General features: G+C 70.3%; 12 protein-coding genes. 11 read left to right on the top strand and 1 reads right to left on the bottom strand.

The window, feature by feature from the left end; translation table 11 throughout:
• Positions 1-20 precede the first annotated feature (20 nt).
• The 11 genes from bcpA to AB0E62_RS37415 all read left to right on the top strand — a co-directional run bounded on the left by bcpA (position 21) and on the right by AB0E62_RS37415 (position 12,774).
• Complete coding sequence (bcpA, locus tag AB0E62_RS37465) at positions 21-908, top strand: carboxyvinyl-carboxyphosphonate phosphorylmutase (protein WP_362204740.1); 888 nt, start codon at positions 21-23, stop codon at positions 906-908.
• A 51-nt stretch (positions 909-959) separates the two neighbouring features.
• Positions 960-2,354, top strand: coding sequence for an aldehyde dehydrogenase family protein (locus AB0E62_RS37460; protein WP_362204737.1), 1,395 nt, complete (start codon positions 960-962; stop codon positions 2,352-2,354).
• Between the two features lie 53 nt (positions 2,355-2,407).
• A complete protein-coding gene (locus AB0E62_RS37455; RefSeq protein ID WP_362204735.1) occupies positions 2,408-4,057 on the top strand; it encodes a PhpK family radical SAM P-methyltransferase in 1,650 nt (549 codons plus the stop codon).
• Complete coding sequence (locus tag AB0E62_RS37450; protein WP_362204732.1) at positions 4,054-5,376, top strand: pyruvate carboxyltransferase; 1,323 nt, start codon at positions 4,054-4,056, stop codon at positions 5,374-5,376. The genes AB0E62_RS37455 and AB0E62_RS37450 overlap by 4 nt, the downstream gene beginning before the upstream one ends.
• 33 nt (positions 5,377-5,409) lie before the next feature.
• Positions 5,410-7,260, top strand: a complete 1,851-nt coding sequence (locus AB0E62_RS37445) for a non-ribosomal peptide synthetase (RefSeq protein WP_362204729.1) — start codon at positions 5,410-5,412, stop codon at positions 7,258-7,260.
• Between the two features lie 51 nt (positions 7,261-7,311).
• On the top strand, positions 7,312-7,863 hold the full coding sequence (gene pat / locus AB0E62_RS37440; RefSeq protein WP_362204727.1) for a phosphinothricin N-acetyltransferase: 552 nt from the start codon (positions 7,312-7,314) through the stop codon (positions 7,861-7,863).
• 11 nt (positions 7,864-7,874) lie between these two features.
• Positions 7,875-8,774, top strand: coding sequence for an alpha/beta hydrolase (locus AB0E62_RS37435; protein WP_362204724.1), 900 nt, complete (start codon positions 7,875-7,877; stop codon positions 8,772-8,774).
• A complete protein-coding gene (locus AB0E62_RS37430) occupies positions 8,771-9,532 on the top strand; it encodes an alpha/beta fold hydrolase (protein WP_362204721.1) in 762 nt (253 codons plus the stop codon). The genes AB0E62_RS37435 and AB0E62_RS37430 overlap by 4 nt, the downstream gene beginning before the upstream one ends.
• Positions 9,529-10,311, top strand: coding sequence for an alpha/beta fold hydrolase (locus AB0E62_RS37425; RefSeq protein ID WP_362204718.1), 783 nt, complete (start codon positions 9,529-9,531; stop codon positions 10,309-10,311). Before AB0E62_RS37430 ends, AB0E62_RS37425 begins: the two co-directional genes overlap by 4 nt.
• Entirely contained in the window at positions 10,302-11,645 is a 1,344-nt protein-coding gene (locus AB0E62_RS37420) for an MFS transporter (RefSeq protein ID WP_362204715.1), read from the top strand. The genes AB0E62_RS37425 and AB0E62_RS37420 overlap by 10 nt, the downstream gene beginning before the upstream one ends.
• 343 nt (positions 11,646-11,988) lie before the next feature.
• Complete coding sequence (locus AB0E62_RS37415; protein ID WP_362204712.1) at positions 11,989-12,774, top strand: helix-turn-helix domain-containing protein; 786 nt, start codon at positions 11,989-11,991, stop codon at positions 12,772-12,774.
• Here AB0E62_RS37415 and AB0E62_RS37410 read toward each other — a convergent pair.
• Positions 12,748-13,932 (bottom strand): MFS transporter, encoded by a 1,185-nt coding sequence (locus AB0E62_RS37410; protein ID WP_362204709.1) that lies wholly within the window; start codon positions 13,930-13,932, stop codon positions 12,748-12,750. The two genes, AB0E62_RS37415 and AB0E62_RS37410, sit on opposite strands and share 27 nt — an antisense overlap.
• Positions 13,933-14,075 lie beyond the last annotated feature (143 nt).

Below are 14,075 nucleotides of genomic sequence, written 5' to 3'. Positions count from 1 at the left end.
GCACTTTGAGGAGAGAAGACATGGCCGTGACCAAGGCACACACCTTCCGTGAGCTGATGAACGCGCCCGAGATCCTCGTCGTCCCCAGCGCGTACGACGCCCTAAGCGCCAAGGTCATCCAGCAGGCCGGCTTCCCGGCCGTGCACATGACCGGCTCCGGCACATCGGCGAGCATGCTCGGCCTCCCCGACCTCGGCTTCACGAGCGTGTCGGAACAGGCCACCAACGCCAAGAACATCGTCCTCGCCGTCGACGTGCCAGTGATCATGGACGCCGACGCCGGGTACGGCAACGCGATGTCGGTGTGGCGGGCCACCCGGGAGTTCGAGCGGGTCGGCATCGTCGGCTACCACCTGGAGGACCAGGTCAACCCCAAGCGCTGCGGCCACCTGGAGGGCAAGCGCCTGATCTCCACCGAGGAGATGATCGGCAAGATCGAGGCGGCCGTCGAGGCACGCGAGGACGAGGACTTCACCATCATCGCCCGCACCGACGCCCGTGAGTCGCTGGGTCTAGACGAGGCCATCCGCCGCTCCCGGGAGTACGTCGCGGCCGGAGCCGACTGCATCTTCCTGGAGGCGATGCTCGACGTCGAGGAGATGAAGCGGGTGCGCGACGAGATCGACGCCCCGCTGCTGGCCAACATGGTCGAAGGCGGCAAGACGCCCTGGTTGACCACCAAGGAGCTGGAGGCCATCGGCTACAACCTGGCGATCTATCCGCTGTCCGGCTGGATGGCCGCGGCCTCCGTGCTGCGCAAGCTCTTCGCCGAACTCAGGGACGCCGGAACCACCCAGAAGTTCTGGGACGAGATGGGCCTGAAGATGAGCTTCGCCGAGCTGTTCGAGGTCTTCGAGTACTCGAAGATCTCCGAGCTGGAGGCCCGGTTCGTGCGCGACCAGGACTGACCGCCGCCGCCCCTTTTCCGTCCCTCGTAGTCCCTCGGCACGGGAGTCGTCATGTTCGTCAACGGAGCACTTCAGCCGGCCCGACACCGCACCACCGTCCACGACCGCTGGACGGGAGAGCCCGTCGGGACCGTTCCGCGCGACGGTGCCGCCGAGGCGGCGGCCGCCGCCTCGGCCCTGGCCGCCGGCAGCCGCGCGATGACTCCCCAGCAGCGGTCGGCCGTCCTGGCCCGGGCGGCCGATCTGCTGACCGCCCGGGCGGAGGAGTTCTCCGCCCTGATCACGGCCGAATCGGGGGTGTGCCGCAAGGAGACCAGGCGCGAGGTGGCGCGGGCCGCCGGCAACCTCAAGGTGGCCGCCGCGGAGGCGGAGCGCATCCGCGGCGAGTCCATCCCGCTGCCCGACGGCACCAGACTGGCGCTGACCCTGCCGGAGCCGGTCGGCGTGGTGCTGGGTATCACGCCGTTCAACCGCCCCCTCAACCAGGTCGTGGTCAAGGCCGCCCCAGCCCTCGCGTCCGGCTGTCCGCTGCTGCTCAAACCGTCGGAGAAGACCCCGCTGACGGCGCTGGCCTTCGCCGAACTGCTGACCGAGGCCGGCTGCGCGAAGGACATGCTCGCCGTGGTCACCGGCGAACCGGGCGAGCTCGGCCCGGTGCTCGCCGCCCACCCGGATGTCTCCATGGTCACCTTCACCGGCAGCGTGGCGACCGGCCACGCCGTGGCCGCGCGGGCGGCCGGCAAGCGCCTGCTGCTCGAACTGGGCGGCAACGACCCTCTCTTCGTGCTGCCCGACGCCGACCTGGCACACGCGGCCCGGCTGGCCGCCGACGGCGCCACCGCCACCGCCGGCCAGTCCTGCCGGGGCATCAAACGGATCTTCGTCTGGGAAGAGATCGCCGACGAGTTCACCGCTGCGCTGGAGGCGGCCGTGAGCGCCAAACGCGTCGGTGATCCGCGGCAGGACGACACCGACCTCGGCCCGCTCATCAGCGAGGAGGCGGCCCTCCTGGTGGAACGCCGGATCGACCGCGCGGTCCGGGACGGCGCCCGCCTGGTGACCGGCGGCGAGCGTGACGGGGCACTGGTGCGTCCCGCCGTGCTCGACCGGGTGCCGCCCGGCACCGAGCTGGTGACCGAGGAGACCTTCGGCCCGGTGGCACCGGTGATCCGGGTCCGTGACGCGGACGAGGCGGTGCGTCTGTCCAACAGCACCGCCTACGGCCTCCAGGCCGGTGTCCTCACCCGCGACAGCGCCCGCTTCTGGGACATCGCCGCCCGCCTCAAGGTGGGCGCGGTCAACCTCGGCGAGGGACCTCACTTCGACTCCCCGCACATCCCGTTCGGCGGCGTGAAGGCCAGCGGCGTCGGCAGGGAGGGCATTCGCTACGCGATGGCCGAGATGACGGTCACCAAGACCGTGACTGTTCCCTACGCAATCAGCTGACCCCGCGTCGGCCCACCGCCCTGGTCACGCCGGGAGCGTGAGAGGAGTAAGAGGTGAAGCACTGCATCGTGGTGGGATACCACGAGACGGACATGTCCGGCGACGAGCTGCAACTCGCCCTCGAGCACGGAGGTGACAACCTCCCGGCCCCCATTCGCAGCATGCTCCGCACGAAAATCACCTTCGACGGCGCCCACTACTCGTACATGGACGCCCTGAGCGAGGTGCGCAACGCCGACCGGGGGACGGACCACGCCTACACGGTCTCCGAGCTGCCGAGCCTGGGAACCCTCTACCTCGTCAACTACCTGGAGGAGCACGGTCACCCGGCCGACTTCGTCAACAGTTTCACCTTCGAGCAGGACCAGCTGGTGAAGCTGCTGGCCGACAACCCCGCCTCGGTCGCCATCACCACGACCTTCTACATGATGCCCGCCCCGGTGATGGAGATCATCCGCTTCATCCGGCGGCACAACGCCACCGTGCCGGTCATCGTCGGCGGACCGCTCGTCGACAACCAGTGCCGGGAGGGACGCGGCGACAAGCTCAACCGGTTCTTCGATCGGGTCGGCGCCGACTACTACATCTGGGAGTCCCAGGGAGAATCGGCCCTGGCCGGGGTGGTCGCGGCCATCGTGAACGGCGTCGCTCCCACCGACGTACCCAACGTCTTTCTGCGCTCGGCGGCCGGCGAGTGGACCTTCACCCGCAAACGCCCCGAGGTCAACGACCTCAACGCCTGCTCGGTGCGCTGGAACCGCTTCAATCCCGCCGTCCTCGGCCCGACGCTGTCCACCCGCACCGCCCGCTCGTGTGCCTTCAACTGTGCCTTCTGCGACTACCCGGAGCGCGCCGGCGCCCTCACCCTCGCCGACCTGTCCACCGTCGAGCGGGAACTGGAGGAACTCGCCGCCCTCGGCGTCAAGCGCGTGGCCTTCATCGACGACACGTTCAACGTCCCCATGCGGCGTTTCAAGGACCTGTGCCGGATGCTGGTGCGCCGCGACTTCGGCATCGAGTGGTTCTCGTACTTCCGCTGCGGCCACGCCCGCGAACCCGACGTCTACGACCTGATGTACGACTCCGGGTGCCGCGGCGTGCTGCTCGGCATCGAGTCCGGCGACGACCAGGTCCTGCTCAACATGGACAAACGCGCCACCACCGCGCACTACCGGTACGGCATCGAACAACTCAAGAAACGCGGCATCTTCACCCACGCCTCGTTCGTCGTCGGCTTCCCCGGGGAGAGCCAGCAGACGGTCCGCAACACCATCGACTTCATAAACTCCGCGGGACCGGACACCTTCGCCGTCAACCACTGGTACTACATGCACGCCACACCCATCCACGTACGTGCGCCCCAGTACGAACTCACCGGCAACGGCCACACCTGGTCGCACCGCAGCATGAATTCCCGCGAGGCCCTGGACGCCGCCGACCAGATCTTCGACTCCGTGGTCAACGCGGCCTGGATGCCCGTCAACGGCCTCGACTTCTGGGGCGTCCCCTACCTCCTGGGAAAGGGCATGAACCGGTCCGAGGTCGTCCGGTTCCTCGAACTGGCCAAGCCGCTCACGGTCGCGAACGTCTCCCGCGGCAGCGCGGAGGACGCCGCCACGGCCGAGCGCCGGTTCCGTGAGTTCGTGACCGGCCTGGACCTCGCACCTGCCCGTTACCGCACCACAGGGAGTGAACCGCGATGACGCTTCGCAACCCCGAGGAACCCGAGTACTTCCCCGAGGTCTTCCCCCGCGACGCCTTCCCCCAGTACACCTGGGACGAGGGCATGCGGCCCCTCACCCTGCCGCACGAGGTGTGGCTGTCGGAGACCACCCACCGCGACGGCCAGCAGGGCGGGCTGCCCCTCTCCCTGGACACCAGCCGCAAGATCTACGACATTCTCTGCGAGGTGACCGGCGAGTCCACGGCGATCAGGCACGCCGAGTTCTTCCCGTACCGCGACTCCGACCGCAACGCCCTGATCTACGCCCTGGAACGGCACCGGGACGGCGCCCCCATCGAGCCCACCACCTGGATCCGGGCCCGCCGGGAGGACGTGGAGCTGATCAAGAAGATCGGCGTCGTGGAGACCGGCCTGCTCAGCTCGGCCTCCGACTACCACACCTTCCACAAGTTCGGGTCGGGCGGCCGCTCCGAGGCCGCGGCGATGTACCTGGACGCGGTGGCCATGGCCCTGGACCACGGCATCAGGCCCCGGGTGCACCTGGAGGACACCACACGCGCGTCCGCGGACTTCGTCAGTGCCCTGGTCGAAGAGGTGCTGAAGGCCGCCGAGCCGTACCCGGCCGAACTCCAGCCGCGCTTCCGGGTCTGCGACACCCTGGGCATCGGCCTGCCCTACGACGACGTCGCCCTGCCCCGCAGCATTCCCCGCTGGATCCGGTTACTGCGCGGCTTCAGCCTGACCCCGGCGCAGATCGAACTCCACCCGCACAACGACACCTGGCTGGTCGTCGCCAACTGCCTGGCCGCCATCCGCGAGGGCTGCGGCGTGATCAGCGGGACCACCCTGGGCACCGGCGAACGCACCGGTAACGCCCCGCTGGAAGCGGTCATGGTGCACCTGCTCGGCATGGGGTACTGGTCCGGCGCCCAAGTCAACCTGCCCGCGGTCAACAAACTCGTGGACCTCTACGACGGCATCGGCGCCGGCCCCTCCCAGAAGTACCCGCTCTTCGGCCGCGACGCCTACGTCACCCGGGCTGGCATCCACGCCGACGGCCTGAACAAGTTCTGGTGGATGTACGCGCCGTTCAACGCCCCGCTGCTCACCGGCCGGGAACTGGACGTCGCGCTCACCAAGGACTCCGGCCAGGCGGGGCTGCTCTTCGTGCTCGAAAAGCGGCTCGGTCTGCGGCTGGAGAAGGGCGATGCGCGGGTCGCGGAGGTGCTCGCCTGGATGGACGAGCAGTGGGACGCCGGCCGGGTCTCGGCCGTGGAGTGGAGCGAGCTCGAACCGGTCGTCGCGAAGGTCTTCTCCGCCACGGACGAGGCGAGCTGACATGCCAGGACAGGCACGAGGAGGTAGCACCGCATGACCGCCGCAACACCCGGCACGTCACCGCACCGGACCGGCCGGCCTCCGGCGGCCTGCCCCGTCGTCACGGAGTTCGATCTGCGGGTAAAGGCCGCACCGGACCGGCCCGCGGTCGTCCTGCCGCGGGAGACGGTCGACTACGGTGAACTCGCCGCCCGCGCCGACAGCGTCGCCCGGGCGCTGCTGGGCGCCAGGGGCGAAGGGGCCGAACCCGTGCCCCTGATGGTGCTGGACCCGGCGTGGATGCTGGCCGCGTGCCTGGGCGTGCTGAAGGCCGGCAAGTACTACGTCCCGCTGAACCCGCACCATCCGGCGGCCCGCAACCGGGAGCTGCTGCACCGGCTCGGCGCGGCGGTCGTCGTCACCGATGCCGCCGGTCCCGAGCGGCCGCTCGGGGACGCCGCCGTGATCCTGGTGGAGGACCTGGAGGTGCGGCCCGGCGCGCCGGGCCCGGCCGTCGACCCGGACTCCTGGGCGTACGCGCTGTACACCTCGGGATCGACCGGTCAGCCCAAGGGCATCCTGCAGAACCGCGCCGACATGCGGCAGAACATCGAGCGGCACGCCGCGCTCGGCATCGGGCCCCACGACCGGGTCACCCTGATCAACGCCGACGGATTCGTCGCCGCGGTGTCCAACCCGTACATGGCGCTGCTGAACGGCGCCGCTCTGGTGCCCCACTCTTTCCAGGGCGACGGCGTTCACGACCTGATCGACCGTCTGGAGACCTCGGGGACGACCGTCTATTACTCCTTCCCCTCGTTCCTCAGGCAGGCCGCCGCGGTGGCCGAGGGACGCGCGACGGACCGGGTCCGCCTGGCGTATCTCGGCGGTGAGAGCGTCCACCGCAGTGACGTCCTCGCTGCCCGGCGGCTGTTCCCGGCCGCCACCGTCGCGGTCGGCCTGAACTCCACGGAAACGGGTCTGACCAGACTCCGGCTCTTCCCGCCGGACGCCGAGGTGCCCGACCCGGTGCCGGTCGGCGGGCCGGTACCCGGCGTGGACATCCGCGTCGAGACGGCGCCCGGCCGGCCGGCGGCCGTCGGCCAGGTCGGACGGATCGTCGTCCGCAGCCCGTACCTGCACCCGGCGCAGTGGACCGACCGGGGGCCGCAGCCCCTCACCGAGGCCGTGCCCGGGACCGATGCCGGCACCGGGGCAAGGCCGGCGCCGCGGGAGTTCCGTACCGGCGACCGCGGCCGGCTGGACGCCTCCGGTCAGCTGGTCCACCTCGGACGCGCGGACGGCATGGTCAAGGTGCGCGGCTACCGCGTGGAGACCGTGGAGGTCGAGGCGGCCGTGTCCGCGGTCACCGGCGTGGGTGAGGCCGCGGTCGTCCCCTACGAGGCCGGTGACCATGCCACCGAACTGGCGGCCTATGTGGTCGCCAAGGACCCCGCGCTCACCGACGCCGCGCTGCGCCGCGCCCTCGCCGAAACCCTGCCGCCACATCTGGTGCCCGCCTCCGTGCTGCTGGTGCCGAGGCTGCCGCGCACCCGTAACGGCAAGGTCGACCGCAAGGCGCTGCCCCACCCGTCGAGTGGCGCCTCGGCAGGACCGGCCGTCCCCGCGCAGGTCACCGATCCCGCACCCGGTGGGGCACCGGACGGCCTGCGGGCGCAGGTCCTCGGCCAGGTGGCCGAGATCTGGAGCGAGGTCCTGGACACCGGCCCGGTCCTTCCGGGGGACGACTTCTTTTCCCTGGGCGGCACCTCCATCTCGGCGCTGCGCGTGGTCTCGCGCATCCGCAAGGACTTCGGAGTGTCGCTCAAACTCGCCGTGATCTTCGAGACGCCGTCCCTGGAATCGGTGGCCGAATCCGTGCTCCGTGGGCTGGAGCGGACGTAGAAAGTGAGGAACCGCCATCCGGCACCGAGGAACACCGAAGGAAGGCCAGACGTGAGCCCAGAACGACACCCGGCCGTCATCCGTCCCGCCACCGTCGCCGACATGACCGCCGTCTGCGACATCGTCAACCACTACATCGAGACGAGCACGGTCAACTTCCGTACGGAGCCGCAGACCCCCGACGAATGGACCACGGACTTGTTGCACCTGAGGGAGCGTTACCCGTGGCTCGTCGCCGAGGTGGACGGCGTTGTCGCCGGAATCGCCTACGGCGGCCCGTGGAAGGCCCGCAACGCCTATGACTGGACGGCCGAGTCGACGGTCTACGTCTCGCACCGCCACCAGCGGCTGGGACTGGGCTCCACGCTGTACACCCACCTGCTGAAATCCATGGAAGCCCAGGGCTTCAAAAGCGTGGTCGGCGTCATCGGGCTGCCCAACGAGCCGAGCGTGCGGCTGCACGAGGCCCTCGGCTACACCGCGTGCGGGACCCTGAAGGCAGCCGGCTTCAAGCACGGGAACTGGCACGACGTGGGGTTCTGGCAGCGGGACTTCGCGCTGCCGGTACCGCCTCGCCCGGTCCGGCCCGTCACAGAGATCTGAGCGGAGAGCGCATGGCGTCGTCGGAGTTGGAACTGGTGCGGGAACTGATCGAGCTCAACTGGCATACCCGCACCGGCGATGTGGAACCGAGGCGGATCGCCTACGACCGTGCCCAGGACGCCCTCGGCGACCTGGGGCTGCCGCCCGGGGAGACGGTCGCAATCGGTGACTGCACCGCGGAGTGGGTAAGGCCCGCCCAGGAGGACGGCAGGACACTGCTCTACCTGCACGGTGGGTCGTACGCCCTCGGTTCGCCGCAGTCACACCGCCACCTGTCCAGCACCCTCGGCGCGGCAGCCGGCGCGGCGGTGCTCGCCCTCCACTACCGCAGGCCGCCCGAGTCGCCCTTCCCCGCGGCGGTCCAGGACGCGGTGGCGGCCTACCGCACGCTGCTGGACCAGGACTGTGCGCCGGATCGGATCACCCTGGCCGGCGACTCGGCCGGAGCCGGCCTCGCCGTGGCCGCCCTCCAAGTCCTGCGGAACGCCGGGGACCCCCTGCCGGCCGCCGCGGTGTGCATCTCGCCCTGGGCCGACCTGACCTGCGCGGGCGAGTCGCACACCACCCGCAGGGACAGGGAGATCCTCCTCGACACCGAGGACCTGCTCCGCATGGCCGCCCGCTACCTGGCCGGAACCGACCCCAGGAACCCCCTCGCCTCACCCGTGTACGGAGATCTGACCGGCCTGCCGCCCCTGCTCATCCAGGTCGGCTCCGAGGAGGTTCTCTACGACGACGCCCGGGCGCTGGAGCGGGCGGCGCTCAAGGCGGGCGTACAGGTCACCTTCGAGGAGTGGCCGCAGATGTTCCACGTCTGGCACTGGTACCACCCGGTGTTGCCCGAGGGACGAGAGGCCGTCGAGGCGGCGGGCGCGTTCCTGCACCGCGTCACCCGGGGGGGCACGGCATGACCGATTGGATACAGAGCGTCGCGGCGCCCGACGCGGTCGCCCGTGTGGTCTGCCTGCCCCGAGCGGGCGGCAGCGCGCGGGACTTCGACCGGTGGCGAACCTCCCTGGGCGCGCGAATAGAGCTGGCCGCCATCCAACTGCCGGGGCGGCTCGACCGGTTCGGCGAACAGCCGCTGAACGACCTGCACCGGATCGCCGAGGAGGTCGGCGCGGCCCTCACGACACTCCCCCCGCGCCCGTACGTCCTCTTCGGCGACTGCATGGGCGCCCTGGTAGCCTTCGAGACGGCATGTGTCCTGCGACGGCTCGGCGCCGCACCCCCGGCCTGTCTCGTCGTCGCCTCCTACCCGGCGCCCGACAGGATGCGCACCGAACGCCGCTACAGCGACGGCAGCGCCGAGGACCTGCGCAAAAGGCTGCGCGAAGTCGGTGGTGTGCCGCCCGCTGTGCTGGATGAGGACGAGTTGTTCGAGCTGATGCTGCCCATGCTGCGCGCGGACTTCGAGGCGTTCGAGAGCTACCGGTACCGGCGGACCGACCCGCTCCCGTCGGCCGTCCACGCGCTCGTCGGCGCCGAGGACCCGTATGTGACGGTCGCCGACCTGGACGGCTGGCGGCGCCACACCACCGGGGAGTTCACCGCGCGAGCTTTGCCCGGGGGCCACTTCTTTCTGCACGAGAGCGACGCGGCGGTCTCCCTCGTCCGGGACCTCGCGCTGGCCGCTGCACGATCGCCCGAGCCGGGGAGGGAGGGATGACCAGGGCGGGCCGGGCCGACCCGGCGCGGTGGCTGCGCGCCCACCGGACCGTTCCCGACCCGGCCGTCCGGCTGGTCTGCTTTCCGCACGCCGGCGCCGGGCCCGGCGTCTACCGCCCGTGGGTGCCGGAGATGCCGGACGGCACCGAACTGTGGGCGCCGCGCTATCCGGGACGTGAGGACCGGCTGGCCGACCCCTTCGCCGACAGCCTGGCCGGCCTCGCCGACGACATCGCGGACGCCATCGCCGTGGGATTCGGCCCTGAGGTCCCCCTCGCTCTTTTCGGCCACAGTATGGGCGCGGTCGTCGCCCACGAGGTCGCCGTGCGGCTGGAGAGCGCCCACGGCATGCAGCCCGTACTGCTCGCCGTCTCGGCGCGCGAGGGCCCGCTCGAGGCCGGCAACGCCGGTCTGCACCTGCTCGACGACGACGGCCTGCTCGCCCGTACCCGCCGCATGGGCATCCAGCCGCACGCCGACGCCTACGCCGATCCGGAGCTGCGGGGGCTGCTGCTGCCCGTGCTGCGCGACGACTGCCGACTGCTGGAGACCCATCCGCTCCTGCCCGTGACGCGTGTGCGTGCACCCGTGCTCGCCCTCGCCGGGAGGGAGGACCGGGCGAGCCCGCGGGACCTGATGTGGTCCTGGGCCCGGATCACCACCGGCGGCTTCCGGCTGCTGGAGCTGCCCGGCGACCACTTCTATCCGTTCTCCCACACCAGGGAGCTGTTGTCGGAGCTCGTGCCGGCCCTGTCCGAGGAGAACCGCGCATGGCACTGAGAGACCCGGATCCGGCCGCCGCACCCCCGCGGACGAGGCATTGGCTCCAGCTGCTGAGCGGGGGAGTGGGACACACCGTCGAGTCGCACGACTGGTACGTCTACACCTTCCTCGCCGTCTACTTCGCCGACGACGTCTTCCCCAAGTCGTCGGGCGATCCCCTGGTACCGCTGCTCAACAGCTTCGCCATCTTCGCCGTCGCCTTCGCCGCCCGTCCGGTCGGCGCGGTGGTGATGGGCGCCTACGCCGACCGCTTCGGCCGCCGCAGTGCACTGCTGGTGACGATCGTCCTCATGGGGCTGGGCAGTCTGCTGATCGGACTGACCCCCGGCTATGCGACCGCGGGGCCGCTCGCGCCCGCCGTGCTGGTGGTGGCCCGGCTGCTCCAGGGCTTCTCGCTCGGCGGTGAGTACGGCGCTGCGGTCACCTTCCTCGTCGAATCGGCCGGCCCCCGCCGTAAGGCGCTGTTCGGCAGCTTCCAGTATGTCGCCTCCTCGGCGGGGCACATCATGGCCGGCCTGTCCACGCTGGGCGCCGTGTGGATCTCGGGCGACGGCATGGACCGGTGGGGCTGGCGGCTGCCCTTCCTGTGGGGTGCCGTGCTGTGCCTCGCGGGACTGGTCATCCGCCGTACCGCCCAGGAGACGTTCCGGCCTGAACCCGGCGACAGCGGTACGAAGGCCCGTTCGGGGGCGTTCGCGGCCCTGCGACACCATCCCCGGCGGGCGCTGCTGGTCGTCGGCCTCACCACGGGGGGCACCGTCTCCTTCTACACGTGGACCACGTTCCTGCCCGCTTACGCCACCGTGAACGCCGACGCCGACAAGGAGAGCGCGGTCCTGGCCGGCACTTTGTCCTTGATCTTCTTCGGACTGATCCAGCCGCTCGGGGGCCTGCTCGGCGACCGGGTCGGCGCGCGACGGATGATGATCGCGTTCGGCGCCTCCGCCGCAGTCCTCACGGTGCCCCTGCTGGCAGCGCTGTCCTCGTCGTTCTGGTCGGTGCTCGTGGTGCAGTGTGCGGGCATGTTCCTGCTCACCGCGTACACCTCGGTCGCCGGGACGGTCAACGCCCAGCTCTTCCCCAGGGAATTGCGCGGCCGGGGCATCGGCCTGCCCTACGCCGGGGCCGTGGCGTTGTTCGGCGGGACGGCGCCCTACATGGGCACCTGGCTCAAGTCCGTCGGTGACGGCGGCATGTTCCCTTGGTATGTGGGGATCCTGTGTGCGGTGACCGGGGTGGCGGCGATGTGTCTGCCCCGCGCTTCGACGGCTGATGGGGGCGTATCGTCCGACGGGACGGGGGCTCTTCCGCGGCAGCACTTGCGCGGCTGAAGGATTTTCCTCGGCGTGCCGCGCGAACAGGACGATAGTGGGGACTGCGTCTACCGCATTTGATGTTTCCGGCGTGGAAAATTTCCGGACATCTCATCCAGGCGGGTCGGACCGCCTTGTGTGGATGTACCAGCCCGCTAAACTCATGGATTACCTGTAAACCAGTGCGCCAAGGGTGCCGCACGCAGCTCCAGGGGAGGTGGCCGCTTTGGCCATCCGATCAATAGCGGCATACGGGATTTCGAACGGGCGGGCCGGCAGGGGTGCGGCCGACCGGATTTCCGGCAGGAAAGGCTCGTGGTCCCTGCCGTGCGCCGGCGGCCAAGGGCAGGACACCGAGGCCGTGGTCGCCGAGCTGCTCGCCGCCCACCGGAAGGCGATGGATGATCAGGGCAAGCTCCTCGAAGCACTGGAAGCGGCACTCGCCGAGCTGGTGAGCGACGCCGCGCCGCAGCCGGACCAGGCCCTGGGGACGGCGGACAGCAAGGTGGTGGACCTCGCCCGCGGGAGCGCTCTTCTGCCCACGGCCGGCACCGAGGTGCTGCTCTGCCTGGACCCGGCGGACCTGGAACGGGATCGCTTCAGCGGGATGCTGCGGTACGTACGCGAGGCGTCTTCGCGAAGCGTGGGAATTCGGTGCATCTGCGCGGAGTCGATGGTGAACGTTCCGGGCGGGCGGGCGCACATCAGCGATCTCCAGGATGCCGGAGCGGAAGTCCGGGTGATCCCGTTGCTGCCCTTCCGCGTCCTCCTCGCCGATCACCACATCGTCTACATGCAGATGGTCGGCCGGGACGGCGACGACATGGAGCTGGAGGTCTCCAACCCGAGCGTCAGTCGATTTGTGCGCCAGATCTTCGATTACTGTTGGGTGGCAAAATCATCGCTAAAAATCGCTAAAGACGAGGGCGATCTGGGTGATTTTTCGGAGCGTGAGCTCATTATCCTGCGTATGCTCGCCAATGGAATGAAGGACGAGGCCATGGCGCGCGCCCTCGGAGTCTCAACCCGTACGCTCCGGCGAGTGATAACGGACGTCATGGGAAAACTCAATGTAAGCAGTCGATTTCAGTTGGGGGTGAGGGCTACGGAATACCGCCTGCTAGGGGCGCCCATCTCCCGCGGCTGAGGCGAGGCCCGCACCGCAGGTGACGAGGACGGCCAGTACCAGGAACGCTCCGGAATAGCCGCTCAGGGCGGCGGCGAGCAGGGCCCCGGCCGCGGGTGCCGCGGCGAGGGCAGCCGCCGCGGGGGCGGTGGCGAAGGCGTTGAGCGTCGCGTAGCGCCCGGTCCCCCATCGGTCGCTCACGGCTGTGGCCTGGAGCAGCGTGAACATCCCGCGGACGGCGCCTGTCGCCACGGCCCCCGCGAACAGCAGCGGCACCGGCCCGGGAACCAGCGCCAGGAGGGCGATCGACAGGGCGCCGCTCGCCAGCAGGACCGCCATCCGGTGATGCGGTGAGGTTCTGCGGGTCAGGGTCGGGTAGCCCAGCCGCCCGAGGATCTGCCCCACCCCGCACAGGGAGAGGCCCGCGGCCGCGGTGGCGGTGTCGAGACCGCGCTCGATCAGGAACGGGACCAGGTTCAGTGTGGTGGCGTACAGGCTGAGGGCCGCCAGCGCCAGGGCGGTCGCCAGGAGCGTGAACTCCCGGCTGAGGACCACGGGCCGTATGTCGGAGAAAGCGGTGCCGGACCGCGGGCTCGCGGTCCCGGGCCAGGGCAGCCTCAGACAGAACCAGTGCAGCGGCGTCGCGATGACGAGCAGGACGGCCGCGAGGAGCAGGAACGTGGCCCGCCAGCCCAGATGGCGCACCAGGAGCGCCGTCACGGGGGCGAAGACGACGCTGGCCAGTCCTCCGGCGAGGGACAGCAGAGTCAGGGGGCGCAGTCGGCGGGGGCCGTACCAGCGGGTGAGGGCGGCGAACGCCGGCGGGTAGAGCGCCATGGACTGGGCGATCCCCACCAGTGCCCAGGCCGCGGTGAACCACGCCAGCCTCGGCGCGGTGGCCACCGCCACCAGCGACAGGCAGCCCAGCACCGACCCCGAGCTCATCACCCACCGGGGCCCGTACCGGTCCAGCAGACGCCCCACGGGGATGCCGGCCACCGCGCTGGTGATCAGCCCCAGCGAGAAGGCGCACATGGTGGCCGTCGTCGGCCAGCCGGTCGCCCGCACGATGCTCGGCAGGCTCACCGGGAACGCGTAGTAGAGCGTCCCCCAGCTGGCGATCTCCGTGATGGACAGCGCGATCAGCGCCGAGCGCGGGTCGGGTCGGGCGCGCTGCACTTCCCCGTGTTTCTCTAAAGAGAAAATCACATCGCTATAGTAATACAATGAGCGTTTTCAGCGGGGCCACCGATCGAGTGATGGCCTCGGTGCCCGCAACGGACAGGGCCCCTGCGCCGTTGGGTGAGGTGTTCGAAGTCTCA

Source organism: Streptomyces sp. NPDC038707 (genome assembly GCF_040636485.1).
Classification (GTDB): domain Bacteria; phylum Actinomycetota; class Actinomycetes; order Streptomycetales; family Streptomycetaceae; genus Streptomyces.
This window is presented reverse-complemented; position numbering and strand designations above follow the sequence as displayed.